Annotated in this window: 18 protein-coding genes; 9 read left to right on the forward strand and 9 right to left on the reverse strand. The window is 60.1% G+C overall.

The window, feature by feature from the left end; translation table 11 throughout:
- Nucleotides 1–21 precede the first annotated feature (21 nt).
- The gene (locus ACZ0A4_RS00375; protein ID WP_463572614.1) at nt 22–534 is read right to left on the reverse strand and encodes a BRO-N domain-containing protein; all 513 of its coding nucleotides are present in this window, start codon (nt 532–534) and stop codon (nt 22–24) included.
- Between the two features lie 347 nt (nt 535–881).
- Between ACZ0A4_RS00375 and ACZ0A4_RS00380 the strand changes: the two genes are divergently transcribed.
- A complete protein-coding gene (locus ACZ0A4_RS00380) occupies nt 882–1,463 on the forward strand; it encodes a ComF family protein (protein ID WP_007908952.1) in 582 nt (193 codons plus the stop codon).
- Between the two features lie 5 nt (nt 1,464–1,468).
- Nucleotides 1,469–2,026 carry a hypothetical protein gene (locus tag ACZ0A4_RS00385; protein ID WP_007908951.1) on the forward strand — a complete coding sequence of 186 codons (558 nt, stop codon included), beginning with the start codon at nt 1,469–1,471 and terminating at the stop codon, nt 2,024–2,026.
- Nucleotides 2,027–2,084: 58 nt separating this feature from the next.
- Here the strand turns inward: ACZ0A4_RS00385 and ACZ0A4_RS00390 are convergent, their stop codons facing one another.
- The 8 genes from ACZ0A4_RS00390 to ACZ0A4_RS00425 all read right to left on the reverse strand — a co-directional run bounded on the left by ACZ0A4_RS00390 (nt 2,085) and on the right by ACZ0A4_RS00425 (nt 12,183).
- A complete protein-coding gene (locus tag ACZ0A4_RS00390; RefSeq protein WP_463572615.1) occupies nt 2,085–3,569 on the reverse strand; it encodes an APC family permease in 1,485 nt (494 codons plus the stop codon).
- Nucleotides 3,570–3,794: 225 nt separating this feature from the next.
- Nucleotides 3,795–5,219, reverse strand: coding sequence for a gamma-aminobutyraldehyde dehydrogenase (locus ACZ0A4_RS00395; protein ID WP_463572616.1), 1,425 nt, complete (start codon nt 5,217–5,219; stop codon nt 3,795–3,797).
- A gap of 167 nt (nt 5,220–5,386) precedes the next feature.
- Complete coding sequence (locus tag ACZ0A4_RS00400) at nt 5,387–6,196, reverse strand: ABC transporter permease (RefSeq protein WP_158955870.1); 810 nt, start codon at nt 6,194–6,196, stop codon at nt 5,387–5,389.
- Nucleotides 6,186–7,106: an ABC transporter permease gene (locus ACZ0A4_RS00405; protein ID WP_400754107.1), complete on the reverse strand. Its 921-nt coding sequence runs from the start codon at nt 7,104–7,106 to the stop codon at nt 6,186–6,188. Before ACZ0A4_RS00405 ends, ACZ0A4_RS00400 begins: the two co-directional genes overlap by 11 nt.
- Before the next feature lie 16 nt (nt 7,107–7,122).
- Nucleotides 7,123–8,160, reverse strand: coding sequence for an ABC transporter ATP-binding protein (locus ACZ0A4_RS00410; protein ID WP_463572618.1), 1,038 nt, complete (start codon nt 8,158–8,160; stop codon nt 7,123–7,125).
- 284 nt (nt 8,161–8,444) lie between these two features.
- Complete coding sequence (ydcS, locus tag ACZ0A4_RS00415) at nt 8,445–9,596, reverse strand: putative ABC transporter substrate-binding protein YdcS (protein WP_463572619.1); 1,152 nt, start codon at nt 9,594–9,596, stop codon at nt 8,445–8,447.
- Nucleotides 9,597–9,679: 83 nt separating this feature from the next.
- Nucleotides 9,680–11,137, reverse strand: coding sequence for a gamma-aminobutyraldehyde dehydrogenase (locus ACZ0A4_RS00420; protein ID WP_186612452.1), 1,458 nt, complete (start codon nt 11,135–11,137; stop codon nt 9,680–9,682).
- A gap of 131 nt (nt 11,138–11,268) precedes the next feature.
- Nucleotides 11,269–12,183 (reverse strand): LysR family transcriptional regulator, encoded by a 915-nt coding sequence (locus tag ACZ0A4_RS00425; protein ID WP_007967749.1) that lies wholly within the window; start codon nt 12,181–12,183, stop codon nt 11,269–11,271.
- A gap of 176 nt (nt 12,184–12,359) precedes the next feature.
- On the opposite strand from ACZ0A4_RS00425, the gene ACZ0A4_RS00430 reads away from it, so the two are divergent.
- From ACZ0A4_RS00430 to cheB, 7 genes are all read left to right on the forward strand, one after another.
- Entirely contained in the window at nt 12,360–13,082 is a 723-nt protein-coding gene (locus ACZ0A4_RS00430) for a tellurite resistance TerB family protein (RefSeq protein ID WP_463572620.1), read from the forward strand.
- A gap of 298 nt (nt 13,083–13,380) precedes the next feature.
- Nucleotides 13,381–15,003, forward strand: coding sequence for a methyl-accepting chemotaxis protein (locus tag ACZ0A4_RS00435; RefSeq protein ID WP_463572622.1), 1,623 nt, complete (start codon nt 13,381–13,383; stop codon nt 15,001–15,003).
- On the forward strand, nt 15,003–15,539 hold the full coding sequence (locus ACZ0A4_RS00440; protein WP_141128858.1) for a chemotaxis protein CheW: 537 nt from the start codon (nt 15,003–15,005) through the stop codon (nt 15,537–15,539). The genes ACZ0A4_RS00435 and ACZ0A4_RS00440 overlap by 1 nt, the downstream gene beginning before the upstream one ends.
- A complete protein-coding gene (locus ACZ0A4_RS00445; protein ID WP_463572624.1) occupies nt 15,536–16,807 on the forward strand; it encodes a CheR family methyltransferase in 1,272 nt (423 codons plus the stop codon). The genes ACZ0A4_RS00440 and ACZ0A4_RS00445 overlap by 4 nt, the downstream gene beginning before the upstream one ends.
- A complete protein-coding gene (locus ACZ0A4_RS00450) occupies nt 16,804–17,487 on the forward strand; it encodes a chemotaxis protein CheW (RefSeq protein ID WP_463572625.1) in 684 nt (227 codons plus the stop codon). Before ACZ0A4_RS00445 ends, ACZ0A4_RS00450 begins: the two co-directional genes overlap by 4 nt.
- Nucleotides 17,484–19,772 (forward strand): response regulator, encoded by a 2,289-nt coding sequence (locus ACZ0A4_RS00455; protein WP_463572626.1) that lies wholly within the window; start codon nt 17,484–17,486, stop codon nt 19,770–19,772. Before ACZ0A4_RS00450 ends, ACZ0A4_RS00455 begins: the two co-directional genes overlap by 4 nt.
- Complete coding sequence (cheB, locus tag ACZ0A4_RS00460; protein WP_463572627.1) at nt 19,769–20,779, forward strand: chemotaxis-specific protein-glutamate methyltransferase CheB; 1,011 nt, start codon at nt 19,769–19,771, stop codon at nt 20,777–20,779. Before ACZ0A4_RS00455 ends, cheB begins: the two co-directional genes overlap by 4 nt.
- Nucleotides 20,780–20,808 lie beyond the last annotated feature (29 nt).

Raw genomic sequence — 20,808 nt, forward strand, 5'->3', positions numbered from 1 at the left:
GTCCGCCCCTTTTTATTTGGATCAGCTACACGTTCCCAGGACTGGATACGGCCGCTGGCCGCGCATCAACTCCGGCACATCCCGCCATTTGACCCACGCCTGCTGTTGCCAGTGCAGCAGCGGCACGGTAACGCCTGCCCAATGCATTGAGCTCAAGCTCGGGTGGTTTTCCACAGGGCTTGATTGGGTTTCGCGCAGCATCGGGATGACTTCATGGCTCAGCCATTGGCGCAGGTGTCGGTTTTCCGGGACGAAGTGATGGACGAGCAGGGCGAACAGGCCGGATTCGCTGACCATCGCGCAATCGATGATTTCGCCGTCCCGACGCAGAAGGACATGGCGACGCTGGTCGGGATCGAGTTTCAGAGTAAGGCGTTCGTTCAGCGGATAGCCCATCAAGCGACCGAGATCCTGAACACAGAACCAGGTTTCGTGATCTTGCATGAAGGCGTGGAGGAAACGGTTGTGGCGGGTGAAGACGATGGGGGTGAAGAAAGCGGAGCTTTCAGAAGGAATTTGTACGTGGTTAGGCATTTTTCGACTCCAATATTGAGAATAGAGCCGCCACTCAAATGAGTGCGGTCACGCCGTTTTGATATTTACTCCGGCTCCGACACCGGGCCGCTGATTTCGCTGCCGAGAGAAAGCCTATCGGCTAGCCACCTACTACGCCAAGTCGGCTCTATCGATACCTTCTGTAGGAAAGAGGATTTATCTCTGAGGGTCGTATCTGTAGGAAATGCCTGTTTTTGCATAGGTGCCAGCGAGCCCGTCCCTAACCAGTGTTTTTTCCGTTATTTGTTTGAATCTTGCGCATCGCTGCAGATGCTCGGCCCTTGGTTTCAGGGCTCAAAGGATTGTTAGGAATAACGGAGAATTCAATGAAGGTGTCTCTCAAGCAGATCAACGGCCCTTGGGATCAGGGCTGGGTGCTGGACAAACACATGGTAAGTAGTACCTTTCTTGGCAACGATGATCGCGGACACCCATGCTTCGATAATCAGCGCACTGAGATTGGCGAGGCGACCTACCGGCTCAAATACCAGAAGGACTGGACTCAGGTCAGCCCACTTGCTCAGGCAGTAGCGACAAATGTCTTCCCAAAACTGGATCAGGTCGGGTTTGTAGTGCCTATGCCTGCTTCAAATATTCGTCAGCGACAACCGGTAACTGAGGTTGCCCAGGCGTTGGGACGAATTATCGGTCGGCCGGTTTTCTCGGATTTGCTTCGAAAAGCGACCACGGGAAAGTCGCTCAAGGATTTGCATTCGAAAGCAGACAAGGTTGCTGCGATTGGAGACAGTTTCAGCGTCAATGATGAAATCACCACTGATGGGCGCTGGAATGTTTTGGTTGTAGATGATTTGTTTGATAGCGGGGCGTCCATGGACGCGGCCTGCGCTGTTTTGCGTAAATATCCGAAGGTAGGGAAAATTTACGTCGCAGCGCTAACTTGGAAGTGAATTCAATGACGACTGTATTTATTGCCGGCTCTATCAACATCAAGAACCTTGATCCGAAGGTTAAAGAGCGCATCAATAATATCGTAGCGTCAGATTTTGAGGTGGTGGTGGGTGATGCTGGGGGCGCCGATACCTCCATTCAGGAGTACCTGCTGAGTCTCGAACGATCCAGAACCACGGTGTTCTGCAGCGGTTCGGCGCCGAGGAACAACCTAGGGCACTGGCCCGCCAGAACAGTCGACTCCAAGCATTCCAAAGGGTCGAGAGCTTTCTTCACCGAGAAAGACGTCGTCATGGCCGAAGCGGCTGACTACGGCTTGATGATCTGGGATGCAAAGAGCACCGGTACGCTCAGCAACGTCATTGAATTGTTGTCGAGAAAGAAGAAGTCGCTTGTTTTCGTCAACAAGGAAAAGCAATTCAAAGTAGTCGGAGACGTTAGTCAGCTCGAAGAGTTGATTGCATTCATGTCCGATCACGCCAAGCAAAAAGCCAATGAAAAAATCAAACTGTTCGACCGTATTTCCCTGTTGAAGCACGATCAGGCAGAGCTTTCTTTTTGATGATGTTTCACGGCTTGCCTGAACCCCGGCACCTTGTCGGTGCCGGGATCACAGGCTCTTAGCGACTCACCTTCCACGCATCCCCAGCCGGCGCCTTGCCATGGTCATACGGCTTGCCAATCCACATGTAAACCAAGCCCAAGCCAATCACGATTGCGGTGCTCAACACCATCGCATAGTTCACGTACCACGCCGCATCCGGCGTACGTGGCCAGGCCATGTTGATGATTGCGCCAATGCCATACACCAGCGCGCCGATGTTCACTGGCCAGCCCCAGGCGCCGAGGGTGAATTTGCCGCTCGCTTTCCAGCCTTTGCTGCGGGCGTACAGCGCGGCCAGCACGATCATCTGGAACGCGAGGTAGATGCCTATGGCGGCGAAGCTGACGATGGTGGCCACGGCGTCTTGCATGAAGAAGCCGAGGGCGATGATCAGGGCCGGCAGGACGCCGGACACGAACAGTGCGGCAACCGGTACTTGGGTGGTAGGAGAAATCTTTTTCAGCAGTCGGCTGCCGATGACCATTTCATCGCGAGCGTAGGAGTACAGCAGACGGCTCGCCGCGGCTTGTAGGCTGATGACGCAGGAGATGAAAGAAATCATCACCACGCCCATCACTACTTTCGAACCGACCGGGCCGAAGGCGTTGTTGAGGATGGTGGTGACCGGGTCTTTGTCGGTGCCGTTGATCACGGCTTGCATGTCCGGCACGGCGAGGATCAGCGCCAGGCAGGCGAACATCGCCGCGATGCCGCCGATGTAGATGGTCATGCGCATGGCCACCGGGATTTTCGCGCTCGGGTTCGGGGTTTCTTCGGCGACGTCGCCGCAGGCCTCGAAGCCGTAGTAAAGGAACATCCCTGCCAGCGAAGCAGTGAGGAAGGCCGGCAGGTACGAGCCGTCGACGCTGATGTCGAAGGTGTTGAACAGCACGCTCAGCGGTTGATGGCGTTCGAACACCAGCAGGTAAACGCCGACGATCACTGCGCCAACCAGTTCGCAGAGGAAGCCGAACATGGCGATGCGCGCCAGCACTTTGGTGCCGCTGAGGTTGACCAGTGTGGCGAACAGGGTCAGCACCAGCGCGATGACGATGTTGGTGTTGTTGCTCGGCTCAAAACCGAGCATGGCGGCCAGATACGGGCCAGCGCCGACGGCGACCGCAGCGATGGTGACGCAGAGGGCGATGGAGTAGATCCAGCCGACCATCCATGCCCATTTCTTACCGACCAAGCGGCGTGCCCAAGGGTAAACGCCGCCGGAAATCGGGAACTGCGAGACCACTTCGCCGAAGATCAGGCACACCAGCAATTGGCCGCAACCGACCAGCAAGTAGGCCCAGAACATCGGTGGGCCGCCAGCGGCGAGGCACAGGCCGAAGAGGGTATAAACCCCTACGACCGGTGACAGATAAGTGAAGCCCAAAGCGAAGTTTTCCCACAGGCTCATGCTGCGGTTGAAGTTCGAGGTGTAGCCCAGTTTGCGCAGTTGTTCGGCATCGCTGTCGGCAACGGCTGTGGCGAGATCGGGTGAGGAACTCATGTGTGTTTGCTCCGTGAAATCGGCAGATTTCGGATGGCCGGGGCCGTGGCGGGGCTTTGTGGGCGCCGCCCGGGTCGGTAGTTATTGTTTTGGTTTCGGTGAAGCCTGGTGGTGGATCGCCGACATCGTCCGTGTGTCGCGGAAAAGATCGCAGCCTGCGGCAGCTCCTACAGAAGAGCGGCGTCCATCATGTAGGAGCTGCCGCAGGCTGCGATCTTTTCGCTGTTAATGCTTGAACATCACATGCCGAACCGTGGTGTAGTCCTCCAGCCCGTACATGGACATGTCCTTCCCGTAACCGGACAATTTCTGACCGCCATGGGGCATTTCGCTGACGAGCATGAAGTGCGTGTTCACCCACGTGCAGCCGTACTGCAAACGCGCCGACATGCGGTGCGCACGTCCTACATCTGCCGTCCACACAGAGGACGCAAGGCCGTAGTCCGAATCGTTGGCCCACTCCAGCGCCTGCGCTTCATCGGTGAACTTGGTCACCGAAACCACCGGCCCAAACACTTCGCGACGAACGATTTCGTCGTCCTGCTGCGCATCGGCCAACACCGTCGGTTCAAAGAAGAAACCATTGCCCTCGACAGCCTTGCCGCCAGTGATCAAACGAATGTGCGACTGCGCCACAGCACGCTCGACAAACCCGGCAACACGGTCGCGATGTTGCGCAGTGATCAGCGGCCCCAGTTCAGTCGACGGATCATCCTGCAAACCGTATTTGATGCTGCCGACCGCTGCGCCGAGCTTCTCGACGAACTTGTCGTAGATGCCTTGCTGCGCATAGATCCGGCACGCGGCAGTGCAATCCTGCCCGGCGTTGTAGAAACCGAAGGTGCGAATGCCATCCACCGCAGCATCGATATCGGCGTCATCGAAGATGATCACCGGCGCCTTGCCGCCCAACTCCATGTGCATGCGTTTAACGCTGTCGGCAGTGCTGGAAATGATGTTGGCGCCCGTGGCGATGGAGCCGGTCAGCGAAACCATGCGCACTTTCGGATGGGTGACCAACGGACTGCCAACGGTAGGACCGCGACCAAATACCAGATTGAGTACACCGGCGGGGAAGATTTTCGACGCCAGTTCGGCCAGACGCAATGCGGTCAGCGGGGTTTGTTCCGACGGTTTGAGCACCACGGTATTACCGGCAGCCAGCGCTGGGGCGATTTTCCAGGCGACCATCATCAGCGGGTAGTTCCACGGCGCGATGGAGGCGATCACGCCGACCGGGTCGCGACGGATCATCGACGTGTGGCCCGGCAGGTATTCGCCACCGGCCGAACCGCTCATGCAACGGCTGGCGCCGGCGAAGAAACGGAATACGTCAGCAATCGCCGGAATCTCGTCGTTCAGCGCGGCGTTGTAGGGTTTGCCGCAGTTGTCGGATTCCAGTTTGGCCAGTTCTTCGCCGTGGGCTTCGATGGCGTCGGCGAGTTTGAGCAGCAGCAGCGAACGGTCTTTCGGTGCGGTTTGCGACCAGTCGGCGAAGGCGTTATCGGCGGCGCGCACGGCGGCGTCGACCTGAGCTTCAGTGGCTTCGTTGATCTCTACCAGCACTTCGCCAAGCGAAGGGTTGAGCACCGGTTGCGCCGGGCCTTCGCCATTGACCAGTTGGCCGTTGATCAAGAGTTTGGTTTGCATGCTTTTGTCCTCTTTGTAGCAATTGTTATTTTTCTGAAGAAACCGAAACCCTGTGGGAGCGAGCTTGCTCGCGAAGGCGGTGTGTCAGTCGACATCAATGTTGAATGTCTTGGCCTCTTCGCGAGCAAGCTCGCTCCCACAGGGGAAAGTGGATATCGGTTAGATATTCATTTACCGCCGCTACCGGCGACGCTCTCGCCACCACGTGTCAGGTAATACGCGCCGAGAATCGGCAGCATGGTCACCATCATCACCAGCATCGCGACGACGTTGGTCACTGGCACATCCCGTGGCCGGCTCAGTTGGTTGAGCAGCCACAACGGCAACGTGCGTTCATGCCCGGCGGTGAACGTGGTAACGATGATTTCGTCGAACGACAGCGCAAACGCCAACATGCCGCCCGCCAGCAAGGCCGAACCGAGGTTCGGCAGGATGATGTAGCGAAACGTCTGCCAGCCATCGGCGCCGAGGTCCATCGAGGCCTCGATCAGACTGTGCGAAGTACGGCGCAGGCGGGCGATAACATTGTTGTAGACGATCACCACGCAGAAGGTCGCGTGGCCGACGATGATGGTGAACATCCCCGGCTCGATCCCCAGCGTTTTGAACGTCGCCAGCAGCGCGATCCCGGTGATGATCCCCGGCAACGCAATCGGCAAAATCAGCATCAGCGAAATACCCTGTTTGCCGAAGAAATCACGGCGATACAACGCTGCCGATGCGAGCGTGCCGAGCACCATCGCAATCAACGTGGCGATCGCTGCGATCTGTAGTGAGAGCTTGATCGACTCCAAAACATCCGGCCGCGAGAACGCCACACTGAACCAGTGCAACGTGAAGCCCTTCGGCGGAAAACTGAACGCGGCTTCCTCGGTGTTGAAGGCGTAAAGAAAGATGATCAGGATCGGGAAGTGCAGAAACACCAACCCGCCCCAGGCTGCGATCTTTAAGCCTAATGATGCTTTCTCAGAGCGCATCGAAAGCCCCCAGTCGTTTGACGATGGACAGGTAAACCGCGATCAACACAATCGGCACCAACGTAAACGCCGCTGCCATCGGCATGTTGCCGATCGCACCTTGCTGTGCGTACACCATGCTGCCGACGAAGTACCCCGGCGGCCCGACCAGTTGCGGCACGATGAAGTCGCCCAGGGTCAGCGAAAACGTGAAGATCGAACCGGCGGCGATGCCTGGAATCGACAGCGGCAAAATCACCTGCATAAAGGTCTGACGTGGCTTGGCGCCAAGGTCTGCGGAGGCCTGCAACAGCGATGGCGGCAGACGTTCCAGCGACGCCTGAATCGGCAGGATCATGAACGGCAGCCAGATATAAACGAACACCATGAACCGCCCCAGATGCGAGGTCGACAAGGTGCTGCCGCCCACCCCGGGAATCCCCAGAATGAACTGCAACACCGGCTCCAATCCCAAGTGCTGCACAAACCACTGCGCCACGCCGCCCTTGGCCAACAGCAATGTCCACGCATACGCTTTGACGATGTAACTGGCCCACATCGGCATCATCACCGCGATGTAGAAAAACGCCTTGGTCTTGCCTGTGGTGTAGCGCGCCATGTAGTAGGCAATCGGGAACGCGACGATAGCGCTGGCGATCGACACGACGATGGCCATGCTCAACGTGCGCAGGATGATGTCGAAGTTCGATGGCTGAAACAGCGCGGCAAAATTCGCCAGGGTCAGGTCAGGGGTGACCGCCATGGTGAAGTCGTCGAAGGTGTAGAAACCCTGCCACAACAGCACCAGCAACGAGCCGAGATAGATCGCGCCAAACCACAGCAGCGGCGGTACCAGCAGCATCGAAAGATATAGATTCGGCTTGCGGTAGAGCAGGTTGGAAAACCTGCGCAATGGCGGCGATGTTGTCATCGCGAGCGTGCTCATGTCACACCCCGCTCGCCACGGTGTCGTGCAGCGCAATCATCGCTTCCCGCGCCCAACGCGCGCTCAGGCGCTGGCCGGTCTGATGCTGTGCGCTGCTGTCGATCCACTGATTGTTGGCGTGGCTGATGCTCAGGGTCTGGCCGTTTTCCAGCTTCAATTCATAGCGCGTGGCGCTGCCCTGATACTGGATATCGTGGAGCAGACCGCTGACTTCGATCTCGTGACTGGCCAGCGGGCCTTCGGCGAAACGCACGTGTTCCGGACGGATCGAAAATGGCTGCGGATGGCCGCTGATTTGGCGGGCCAGATCGCCGCGAATCACGTTCGAGGTGCCGACGAATTCAGCGACAAATGTAGTGGTCGGTTTCATGTACAAATTGCGTGGCGTGTCGACCTGTTCGATGCGGCCCTTGTTGAACACGGCGACACGGTCGGACATCGACAGCGCTTCGGTTTGATCGTGAGTGACGAAGATGAAGGTGATGCCGAGCTGGCGTTGCAGCTTCTTCAATTCGCTTTGCATTTGTTCGCGCAATTTCAAATCGAGCGCGCCCAGAGGTTCATCGAGCAACAGCACGCGCGGGCGATTGACCAAGGCGCGGGCGAGGGCCACGCGCTGGCGCTGACCGCCGGACAATTGCACAGGTTTACGCGCGCCATAACCGCCGAGGGCGACCATGTCCAAGGCTTCTTCGGCGCGTTTATGACGCTCGGTTTTGCCGACGCCTTTGACCTTTAAACCGTAGGCGACGTTGTCGAGAACGTTCATGTGCGGGAACAGTGCGTAATCCTGAAACACCGTGTTGACGTCACGTTGATACGGCGGCAACCCGGCCGCTTCGGCGCCGTGGATACGGATCGAGCCGGCGCTCGGTTGTTCGAACCCGGCGATCAGGCGCAGGCAGGTGGTTTTGCCCGAGCCGGATGGGCCGAGCATGGAAAAGAACTCGCCGTCCTCGATATCGATGGAAACCCGGTCAACGGCTTTTACGTCGCCGAACTGCCGGGAAACGTTGGTGAACTGGACTGCAAGCGTCATGGTGCGGTGCTCCAAAAAGGCGAAGGCCGTCGCAGCGGCCCTGCCTGGACTTCTGAAAAATCTGAAACGTTTTACGGTTTGCTTAACTCACACCTTCGGCGGACGAGATGCGATCCGCTTTTAGCTCCCTCTCCCTCTCCCTCCGGGAGAGGGCGGGGGGTGAGGGTGGCTTTATTGGCCGTTGCTCTGAGATCAAGGGCAAGGTCAAAAGCTACCCCCTCACCCCAGCCCTCTCCCCCAGGGGGGCGAGGGGGAAAGGGAGCTCGACCGAGTTGCTCCCGGGCTTAGCGGCCGCCCATGATCGCGATGTAGTCCTGGGTCCAGCGGCTATACGGCACAAACTTGCCGCCTTCAGCCTGCGGGGTTTTCCAGAAGGCGATCTTGTCGAACTGGTCGAAACCGTTGGTCTTGCAACCTTCAGCGCCGAGCAATTCGCTCTCCTTGCACGCCGCCGGCACCGCTGGCAATGAACCAAACCACGCCGCCACATCACCTTGGACTTTCGGCTTCAGCGACCAGTCCATCCACTTGTACGCGCAGTTCGGGTGCTTGGCCTCGGCGTGCAACATGGTGGTATCAGCCCAGCCCGTAGCGCCTTCTTTCGGAATGGTCGAAGCGATCGGCTGCTTCTCGTTCATCAAACCGTTGACCTGATACGGCCACGCGCTCGACGCGACCACGCCTTCGTTTTTGAAATCGCTCATCTGCACCGTGGTGTCATGCCAGTAGCGGTGGATCAACGGCTGCTGCGCGCGCAGCAGGTCGAGCACGGCTTTGTATTGATCTTCGGTGAGTTGGTACGGGTCTTTGATGCCTAGTTCAGGCTTGGTCGATTTCAGATACAGCGCCGCATCGGCGATGTAGATCGGGCCGTCATAGGCCTGCACGCGGCCCTTGTTCGCTTTGCCGTCGGGCAGATCCTGCGCGGCGAACACCACGTTCCAACTGGTCGGCGCGGTTTTGAACACGTTGGTGTTGTACATCAACACGTTCGGGCCCCACTGGTACGGGGTGCCGTAAGTCTGCTGGTTGACCACGTACCACGGCGCGTCTTTCAGGCGCGGGTCGAGGGTGTTCCAGTTCGGAATCAACGCGGTGTTGATCGGTTGCACACGCTTGCCGACGATCAACCGCAGCGAGGCATCGCCCGAAGCGGTGACCAGGTCGTAACCGCCCTTGGCCATCAGGCTGACCATTTCGTCGGAGGTTGCAGCGGTCTTCACATTGACCTTGCAGCCGGTTTCCTTTTCGAAACCGGTGACCCAGTCGTAAGCCTTGTCGCTCTCGCCACGTTCGATGTAGCCCGGCCACGCAACGATATCCAGCTGACCCTCGCCAGCGCCGACAGCCTTCAGCGGCTCGGCAGCTTGCAGGCTGGCACTGGCCAGCAGGGCCGTGGTGATTGCACTGAGCAGTGCGGTCTTGTGCACGAACATGGTTGAACCCTCTTCTTTAAATTATGGTCGGGGCAGTTGTGAACGCAGTGAAGCATGCCGTTAACGGCTTGTTATTAGCGTAGTCAGAGATGCTGGCCGTGGCGGGCCATGATGTGCCGCACCACGCTGTAGTCCTGCAGCGAATCACTGGACAAGTCTTTGCCGTAGCCGGAGCGTTTCAGCCCGCCGTGGGGCATCTCGCTGACCAGCATGAAATGGCTGTTGATCCACGTGCAGCCGTACTGCAAGCGCGCGGCGACTTGCATCGCCTTGTCCAGATTCTGCGTCCACACCGACGAGGCGAGGCCGTATTCCGAATCATTGGCCCAGTCGACGGCTTGCGCGAGTTCGTCGAAACGGGTCACGGTGACCACCGGGCCGAACACTTCGCGCTGGACGATTTCGTCGCTCTGTTTGCAACCGGCGAGCAGCGTCGGTTGGTAGTAGAAACCGGCGCCGGAATGCACCGCCGCACCGGTCACGCGTTCGATGTGCGGCTGACCGAGGGCGCGCTCGACGAAGCTGGCCACCCGATCGCGTTGGCGGGTGCTGATCAGCGGGCCAATCTCGTTGTCAGCGTCACGTTTGCCGGCGAAGCGCAGGCTGCTGACGGCGGCGCCGAGTTCGGCAACCAATTTGTCGTGAATCCCGGCCTGCGCGTAGATCCGGCACGCGGCGGTGCAGTCCTGGCCGGCGTTGTAGTAACCGTAAGTGCGCACGCCGTCGACCACGGCCTGGATATCGGCGTCGTTGCAGACGATCACCGGGGCTTTGCCGCCGAGTTCGAGGTGCGTGCGTTTCAGGGTTTTTGCGGCGGCCTGGAGGATTTTCTGCCCGGTGACGATATCGCCGGTCAGCGAGACCATGCGCACTTTCGCGTGGCCAACCAGATGGCTGCCGACGCCTTCGCCGCCACCGCAGATGATGTTGATCACCCCGCGCGGGAGGATTTCAGCCAGCGCTGGCGCCAGGGCGAGGATCGACAGCGGCGTGTGTTCGGAGGGCTTGAACACCAGCGTGTTGCCGGCGGCGAGGGCCGGGGCGATTTTCCACGCGGCCATCATGATCGGGTAATTCCACGGCGCAATCGAGGCGACCACGCCAATCGGATCGCGACGGACCATGCTGGTGTAGCCCGGCAGGTATTCGCCGCTCAACTGACCAGTCTGGCAACGCACCGCGCCGGCGAAGAAACGGAATACATCGACGGTCGCCGTCAAATCGTCCTGACGCGCCAGGTGCAACGGCTTGCCGCAGTTCAGCGATTCGAGACGGGCGAGGTGATCGGCGTGTTTTTCCACGGCATTGGCGATGTCGAGCAGCAGGTTGGAACGTTGCTGCGGCGTGGTGCGCGACCATTCGGCGAAGGCGCGGTGGGCGGCGAGGATGGCGGCTTCGACTTGCTCGGTGCTGGCCTCGGCGATGTGCGTGAGGATTTCACCGGTGGCGGGGTTGAGAATCGGCTCGACGAAACCTTCCCCGGCGACCAATTCGCCATCGATCAACAACGCGGTACACATCGGGGTTTGCGCGCCAGCCATTTTCCGCGATCTCTTTTCTTGTGTGGCCATTGTTGCTCACTGAAACCGGGAGCCGACCGTCTTATAGATGCAGCAAGACTAGTGCGCGGCTCCGAGGTCGACAAATGCTAAATACTGAAGTCAGCGTTCGATTAAATAGATGGCTTGCGTCCGCCGTGGGGTTGCTCACGGGCCACGGTCAGGAATGGATCGACGAGAGCGGGGCGCGCAGTGCCACGGCGCCAGGCCAAACCTACGTCCAGCGTCTGATTGAGGTCGGCGATGGGCCGCGCTTCGATGATGTCGCCTTCCAGTGACCATGGGCGATAGGTCATGTCCGGCTGGATCGACACGCCCAAACCGGCGGCGACCAGACTTCGCACGGCCTCGGTCGAGGCGGTTCTCAAGGTGATTTTTGGCTGCAGCCCGGCGCCGCGCCACAGCCGCTGGGCGTTGCGATCCATTTCATCGACGTTGAGTTGAATCAACGGTTCGCGGGCGACGTCAGCGAGATTGATGCTGTCGTGTTCCAGCAATGGGTGCTGCGCTGGCAGCCACAAACGGTGCGGCGAGTGGGTCAGCACTTCGGTCTGCAAGGCGTGGCGGTCTTCGAGGTTGGAGAGGATCAATACGCCGACATCGATCTCGCCACTGACCAGCAAATGCTCGATGTAAGGGCGCTCGTCCTCCATCACTCTGATTTCGACATTGGGGTACGCGCGCTGAAAACGCGTGAGCAGATCCGCCAGGTAATAACCGGCGACGAGGCTGGTCACGCCGACGATCAACTGCCCGGCGACCTGATCGGTACTTTGTTGCAGGCTGCGCTTGGCGTTATCGACGGTCGCAAGAATCAAGTGCGCCTGGCGTAGGAATTGATGACCTTGGTGCGTAAGGGTCATGCCTTTGGCGTGTCGACTGAACAGACTGACGCCGATTTCCTCTTCCAGTTGCTGAATGGCCAGGGTCAGGGTCGACTGGGAAATGAACGCGGTTTGCGCGGCGGCGGAGATCGAACCGGTCTCGGCTACGGCGATAAAGTGACGGATCTGACGCAAGGTCATCATGAGACAGGTACCCAGTGCGCGGATTTTATAGATTGGCCTGAGTGTATATCTATTTTCCCGAACGGCTTGGGCGTACCGAGCAACATCTGGAAGCACACTCGCAAGCAGCGCAGGGGCACTTTCGAACTAGGCTGAGGGCCTTATAGATCCGGATAACCCCTGTTTGGAGGCGGAACATGAACACCCGTGGATTGCTCGATCAACTGCTCAAGTCCGGCCAGGATCTGTTGCAGAACAAGGCTGGCGGAACACAGAACAAACCGGCTGCCGGTGGCTTGGGCGGTTTGCTCGGCGGCGCTTCAGGCTCCGGTGGCCTCGGCAGCCTGCTGTCCGGGGCCGGCGGCGGGGCGTTAGCGGCGGGCGCGATGGGTTTGCTGCTCGGTAACAAGAAAGTGCGCAAGGTCGGCGGTAAAGTCGCGATCTACGGCGGGCTGGCCGCGCTGGGCGTACTGGCCTACAAGGCCTACGGCAACTACAACGCGCAAAAAGGCACGGCCCCACAGGGTGAACCGCAAACCCTCGACCGCTTGCCACCGGCGCAAGCCGAGCAACACAGCCAAGCCATTCTCAAAGCGCTGGTAGCCGCTGCCAAAGCTGATGGCCATATCGATGATCGTGAACGCCAACTGATCGAAGGCGAATTCACCAAACTCGATAACGACCGGGAACTGCAACACTGGCTGCACGCCGAACTCAACAAACCCCTCGACCCGACCGACGTCGCCCGAGCTGCGAGTACGCCGGAGATGGCGGCAGAAATGTACATCGCCAGTGTGATGTTGGTGGATGAGGAAAATTTTATGGAGAAGTCATACCTCGATGAACTGGCGCGCCAGTTGAAACTGGAGCCGGGGTTGAAGGTGGAACTGGAAAAACAAGTGCGCATCGCATCGGTGTAAATCCGGCTGGCCCCTTCGCGAGCAAGCTCGCTTGCTCCCACAGGGTGTTGCGTACCAAGGTGGGAGCGAGCTTGCTCGCGAAGGCATTTTTCCGCCGCGCAGCGACAGCCATGACCGATCCATCGCCCCTTTTTGCTATTACCCCACTGGCACGGCAACCCCGAATTGTCGGACAGTCCCACCCCAGAGCCTTCCCGCCAATCCCGCCGGACAGGCCCGAGGGTTAAAAAGCGTCTTATAAATGAAACACCGCCCTCGGCTATACTCCCCGCATTTCGACTAGGCACGAGGAATCACTGTGAAGAACTGGACGTTGCGCCAACGCATTTTGGCGAGCTTTGCGGTGATTATCGCCATCATGTTGCTGATGGTCGTCGTTTCCTATTCACGGCTGTTGAAGATCGAGGCCAGTGAAAACAGCGTGCGAGATGACGCGATTCCCGGCGTCTATTACAGCTCGATGATTCGCGGCGCGTGGGTCGACAGCTATCTGCAGACTCAGGAACTGCTCGGGCTCAAGGAAGGCCAGGGGATTTCCAGCGAGGACGCGGCGGACTACGAGGCGTTCGAGGCGCGTCTGCAGGAGCAGATGGAGAACTATCGCAAGACCATGGCGACCGACGAGGATCGTCTCGAGTTTGCCGCGTTCGAGAAGTACCACGACGCCTACATCCAGATTCAGAATGCCGTGCTGGACCTGCACAAGCGCAATCTGGAAGCGGATGCGGTGAAGATGTTCCACGAAAAGCTCACGCCCGCCTGGTATTCCGGGCGCATGAAGCTCAACGACATCATCGGCGAAAACAAGAAGGTCGCCGATCAGGCCATGAACAATATCGACGATGCCGTGGCCGCCGCCAAAGTCAGCATGTTCATTTCCCTGTTGGTTGCCGTTCTGGCTGCCGGCCTGTGCGGTCTGTTGTTGATGCGCGCAATCATGGCGCCGATGAACCGCATCGTGGAGATCCTCGAAACCATGCGCACCGGCGATCTCAGTTCACGTCTGAACCTTGAGCGCAAGGATGAGTTCGGCGCCGTCGAAACCGGCTTCAACGACATGATGACCGAGCTGACCGCGCTGGTGTCCCAAGCCCAGCGTTCGTCGGTGCAGGTGACCACCTCGGTGACCGAAATCGCCGCCACCTCCAAGCAACAGCAGGCCACCGCTACCGAAACCGCAGCGACCACCACCGAAATCGGCGCAACGTCCCGTGAGATCGCCGCCACTTCGCGGGATCTGGTGCGCACCATGACCGAAGTCTCCACCGCTGCCGATCAGGCTTCCGTGCTGGCAGGCTCCGGCCAGCAAGGTCTGGCGCGCATGGAAGACACCATGCACTCGGTGATGGGCGCGGCCGATCTGGTCAACGCCAAACTGGCGATCCTCAATGAGAAGGCCGGCAACATCAACCAGGTGGTGGTGACCATCGTCAAAGTCGCCGACCAGACCAACCTGTTGTCGCTCAATGCCGCGATTGAAGCCGAGAAGGCCGGTGAATACGGCCGTGGTTTTGCCGTGGTTGCCACCGAAGTGCGGCGACTTGCAGATCAGACCGCTGTCGCCACTTACGACATCGAGCAAATGGTCCGCGAGATCCAGTCGGCAGTGTCGGCGGGTGTGATGGGCATGGACAAGTTCTCTGAAGAGGTGCGCCGGGGCATGTCCGAAGTGCAGCAAGTCGGCGAACAGCTGTCGCAGATCATCCATCAGGTGCAGGCGCTGGCGCCGCGGGTGTTGATGGTTAACGAAGGCATGCAGGCCCAGGCCACCGGCGCCGAGCAGATCAACCATGCGCTGGTGCAGTTGGGCGACGCCAGCAGCCAGACGGTCGAGTCGCTGCGTCAGGCCAGTTTCGCCATCGACGAACTGAGCCAGGTGGCCGTCGGGCTGCGCAGTGGCGTTTCGCGATTTAAAGTCTGATGAGCGACATCATCGCCAAACGCGGCGCTGCGCCAGTGGCGAAGCCGGCGTTGTTTCTGCTGTTTCGCATCGGCAGCGAGCGTTACGCCTTGCGCGCTACCGAAGTGGCGGAGGTGCTGCCGCGCCTGCCGTTGAAGCCGATTGCCCGGGCACCGCAATGGGTCGCCGGGGTGTTCGCCTATCGTGGCGCGGTAGTGCCGGTGATTGACCTCAGTGCGTTGACCTTCGGCCATCCCGCTGAGGCGCGCACCAGTACGCGGCTGGTGCTGGTGAATTACCAGCCTGAAGAGTCGCAACCGGCGCAATGGCTCGGGCTGATTCTCGAACAGGCCACCGACACCCTGCGTTGCCATCCGCAGGAATTTCAGCCTTATGGCCTCGACAACCGCGAGGCGCCTTACCTCGGCCCGGTGCGCGAAGATGCCCAGGGATTGGTGCAGTGGGTGCGGGTCAAGGACTTGCTCGATAACGCCGTGCGCGCCTTGCTGTTCCCCGATCCGCCGCTGAATCCGGCGCAGCTTGAGGCGCAGTCATGAGCAGCGATCAGCGCTTTTTCGACTTCCTCAAGGAACGCATCGGCCTCGATGTTACATCGGTGGGTCCGGCGATCATTGAGCGCGCCGTGCGCCAGCGCACAACACTTTCGCAAGCCGCACATGCCGATGAGTACTGGCAGTTACTGCAAGGCTCGCGGGACGAACAGCAGGCGCTGATCGAAGCAGTGATCGTCCCGGAAACGTGGTTTTTCCGTTACCCGGAATCCTTCGCCACGCTGGGCAAACTGGCGCGCAATCGCCTGGCCGAGCTGAACAACATGCGTGCGCTGCGTATTCTCAGCCTGCCATGTTCAACCGGCGAAGAACCCTATTCGATCGCCATGGCCTTGCTCGATGCCGGGCTCAAACCGCATCAGTTCAAGGTCGATGGCATGGACGTCAGCCCACTGTCGGTGGAGAAAGCGCTGCGTGCGTTGTATGGCAAGAATTCGTTTCGCGGTCAGGATCTGGACTTTCGCGACCGGCATTTTACGTCTGAGCAAGAAGGCCATCGAGTCAATGACGATGTGCGTGAGCAGGTGCGTTTGCAGGTCGGTAATGTGCTCGATCCGACGCTGCTGGCCAGCGAGCCGGCGTTCGATTTCGTGTTCTGCCGCAACCTGCTGATCTATTTCGATCAGCCAACGCAAAAACTGGTGTTCGAGGTGCTCAAACGCCTGACTCATTTCGACGGCGTGCTGTTTATCGGCCCGGCCGAGGGCAGTCTGCTCGGACGTTTGGGCATGCGTTCAATCGGTATCCCGCAGTCGTTTGCGTTCAGTCGCCACAGCGATCCGCACCCCGAGCCGTTGCCAACGCCCAAGCCCGTCGTGGTGCCGGTCAGCCAACCGCCTCGCAGCACGCCGCCAGCACCGGTGCGCACTCGACCGTTTGCCGCCGTAACGCCACTGCCGACCGCCAGCAAAAGCGCCAACCCGGACGCGGCGACCCTGCTGGCCAACATCGCTGCATTGGCCAATGAAGGCAAAAGTGCCGAGGCCCGCGCTGCCTGCGAACAGTATTTGCGCAGCCACGAGCCGGTGGCCCAGGTGTTTTACTGGCTCGGCCTGCTCAGCGATGTCGCCGGCCTGACCCTCGAAGCGCAGGGTTTCTATCGCAAAGCGTTGTACCTCGAACCGCAACACCCCGAAGCGTTGATGCACCTGGCTGCGCTGCTACAGGCTCAGGGCGATACGGCGGGTGCCAGACGATTGCAGGAGCGCGCCGCCCGCAGCGGCCGCACCGCCGACAGTGAGCGTAAACGATGATCGCGTCCGACACCTTTAACGTCACCCACGAAGATGCCCGGGCCATCGATGATTGCTGGAACCGCATCGGCATTCATGGCGAAAAGTCCTGCCCGCTGCTGGAAGAGCATATTCATTGCCGTAATTGCTCGGTGTATTCCGCCGCCGCCACGCGCCTGCTTGATCGTTATGCGTTGCAGCAGGATGAGCGTGATCCGGTGGCGATCGCCGTGGAAAGCGATGTGAAAACCCGCTCGCTGTTGATGTTCCGTCTCGGCGAAGAATGGCTGGGGCTGGCGACGCGCAGTCTCGTTGAGGTCGCACCGCTGCAGGCGATTCACTCGTTACCGCACCAGCGCTCGCGCGCCTTGCTCGGCGTGGCCAATGTGCGCGGCGCGCTGGTGGCGTGCCTGTCGCTGGTCGAACTGCTCGATCTGGATGGCAACGCCGCGCCGGCCACGGGGGCGCGAATCATGCCGCGCATGCTGATCATCGCCGCCCATGGCGGACCGGTGGTGGTGCCGGTGGATGAAGTTGACGGCATTCACGCCATCGACGAGCGCATTCTCGATGCCGCCTCGCAGTCCGGCGCGCAAGCCAGTGCCAAATACACCCGTGGCGTTCTGCAATATCGCGGTCGCAGCCTGCGTTGGCTGGATGAAGAACAGCTGTTGTCCGCCGTGACCCGGAGCCTCACATGACCCCCGAGCAAATGCGCGACGCCTCGCTGCTCGAGCTGTTCAGTCTCGAAGCCGAAGCGCAGACCCAAGTCCTCAGCGCCGGGCTGCTGGCGCTGGAGCGTAATCCGACCCAGGCCGATCAACTGGAATCGTGCATGCGCGCGGCGCACTCGCTCAAGGGTGCGGCGCGGATAGTCGGTATCGACAGCGGCGTCAGCGTCGCTCATGTCATGGAAGATTGTCTGGTCTGCGCGCAGGAAGGGCGGTTGTTGCTGCGGCCCGAGCACATTGATGCGTTGTTGCAGGGCACCGATTTGCTGATGCGCATCGCCACGCCAGCGAATGCGCCGCAAGCGAGCGATATTGAAGCTTATGTGGCGTTGATGGCGGGTTTGCTCGATCCGTCGGCACCGCCGGCAACGCTGATTGCACCGCCGATGGCCGAATTGCAACTTGAAGCGCCGCCGGTCTTTGAACCCGCGCCAGCTCCGGTCATGGACGCGCCGGTCGAGCCCTCCGAGCCGACGCCACGCAAAAGCAAACGCTCCACCGAAGGTGGTGAGCGTGTCTTGCGTGTCACCGCCGAGCGCCTGAACAGCCTGCTCGATCTGTCGAGCAAATCGCTTGTGGAAACCCAGCGGCTCAAGCCGCATCTGGCGACCATGCAACGCCTCAAACGCATGCAGAACAACGGTCTGCGGGCGCTGGAAAATCTTAACGTCCACCTCAAGGAGCACGCGCTGAGCCTTGAAGCGCTGGAAGCCTTGGAAGACGCGCGCCGTTTGCTCGCCGAATCCCAGCAGCTACTGAGCGAGAAAAACGCCGAGCTGGACGAATTCGCCTGGCAGGCCAGTCAGCGTGCGCAAGTGCTCTACGACACGGCGTTGGCCTGTCGCATGCGACCATTCGCCGATGTCCTCACCGGTCAGGTGCGCATGGTCCGCGATCTGGGCCGCAGCCTTGGCAAACAGGTACGCCTGGAGATCGAAGGCGAGAAAACCCAGGTCGATCGCGATGTGCTGGAAAAGCTCGAAGCGCCGCTGACCCATTTGCTGCGCAATGCCGTCGATCACGGCATCGAAACCCCGGAACAACGCCTGCTAAAAGGCAAATCCGAAGAAGGCCTGATCCGCCTGCGTGCCTCGCATCAGGCCGGTCTGCTGGTGCTGGAATTGAGTGATGACGGCAACGGCGTCGATCTGGAAAAGGTCCGCCGCAGCATCATTGAGCGGCAGTTATCCCCAGCGGAAACGGCGGCGCAGTTAAGCGAAGAAGAACTGCTGACGTTCCTGTTCCTCCCCGGTTTCAGCTTGCGTGACACCGTCACCGAAGTGTCTGGCCGGGGTGTCGGCCTCGATGCCGTTCAACACATGGTCCGCCAGTTGCGCGGCGCCGTGGTGCTGGAACAGACGGCGGGCGAGGGCAGTCGCTTCCATCTGGAAGTGCCGCTGACCTTGTCGGTGGTGCGCAGTCTGGTGGTGGAAGTCGGCGAAGAGGCCTACGCCTTCCCGCTGGCGCACATCGAACGCATGTGCGATCTGGCCCCGGAAGACATCGTGCAGGTCGAGGGCCGTCAGCATTTCTGGCACGAAGGCCAGCACGTCGGGCTGGTCGCGGCCAGCCAGTTGCTTAACCGTCCGGCCAGCCAGAACAGCGGCGAAACTCTCAAAGTCGTGGTGATCCGCGAGCGCGATGCGGTTTATGGCGTTGCCGTGGAGCGCTTCATTGGCGAGCGCACGCTGGTGGTCTTGCCACTCGACGAGCGTCTGGGCAAAGTGCAGGACATCTCCGCCGGGGCCTTGCTCGACGACGGTTCGGTGGTATTGATTGTCGACGTCGAAGACATGCTGCGTTCGGTGGACAAACTGCTCAATACCGGGCGCCTTGAACGCATCGCACGCCACGGCAATCAGGCCGCAGAAGCTGCGCGTAAACGGGTGCTGGTGGTCGACGACTCGCTGACCGTGCGCGAGCTGCAACGCAAACTGCTGCTCAATCGCGGCTACGACGTCGCGGTGGCGGTGGACGGCATGGATGGTTGGAACGCACTGCGTTCGGAGGACTTCGATTTGCTGATCACCGACATCGACATGCCGCGCATGGACGGCATCGAGCTGGTCACCCTGCTGCGCCGCGACAATCGTCTGCAATCGCTGCCGGTGATGGTCGTGTCGTACAAGGATCGGGAAGAGGATCGCCGCCGTGGACTCGATGCCGGGGCGGACTATTATTTAGCCAAAGCCAGTTTTCATGACGACGCCCTGCTCGACGCAGTGGTCGAGCTTATCGGAGGAGCGCGGGCATGAAGATCGCAATCGTCAACGACATGCCCATGGCGGTGGAGGCACTGCGCCGGGCGCTGGCTTTCGAACCGGCGCATCAGGTGGTCTGGGTCGCCCGCAACGGCGCCGAAGCGGTGCAACTGTGCGCCGAAAACACCCCGGATCTGATCCTCATGGATCTGATCATGCCGGTGATGGACGGCGTCGAAGCCACCCGCCGGATCATGGCTGAAACCCCGTGTGCCATCGTCATTGTGACGGTCGATCGCCAGCAGAACGTGCACCGGGTCTTTGAAGCCATGGGCCACGGCGCGCTGGACGTGGTCGATACCCCGGCCCTCGGTGCCGGTGATGCTCGGGAAGCCGCGGCGCCATTGCTGCGCAAGATCCTCAATATTGGCTGGCTGATCGGCGACAAGCCGCAACGTTCGCGTCCGGCACCGACGGCCCAGCGCAGCTCTGGTTCATGTCAGCGGCTGGTGGCGATCGGCTCATCCGCAGGCGGGCCGGCGGCACTGGAAGTGCTGCTCAAAGGCTTGCCGAAGGATTTTTCGGCGGCCATCGTGCTGGTGCAGCATGTCGATCAGGTCTTCGCTGCCGGGATGGCCGAATGGCTGGCCAGCGCCAGCGGCCTCGATGTGCGCCTGGCCCGCGAAGGCGAACCGCCGCAAGCGGGCGCGGTGCTGCTGGCCGGCACCAACCACCATATTCGCCTGTTGAAAAATGGCACGCTGGCCTACACCGCCGAGCCGGTCAACGAAATCTATCGGCCCTCGATCGACGTGTTTTTCGAGAGTGTCGCCAGTTATTGGAATGGCGACGCCGTCGGGGTTTTATTGACCGGGATGGGACGCGACGGGGCGCAAGGGCTTAAGCTCATGCGCCAACAGGGCTACTTGACCATCGCGCAGGATCAGCAAAGCAGTGCGGTGTACGGCATGCCCAAAGCCGCTGCGGCCATTGATGCTGCCGTTGAAATCCGTCCACTGGAAAAGATAGCGTCACGATTGCTGGAGGTTTTCCCAAAATGAACAGGTTTATCCGCAATCCTGACCCCCGC

It is taken from the genome of Pseudomonas sp. AC172 (assembly GCF_979258595.1).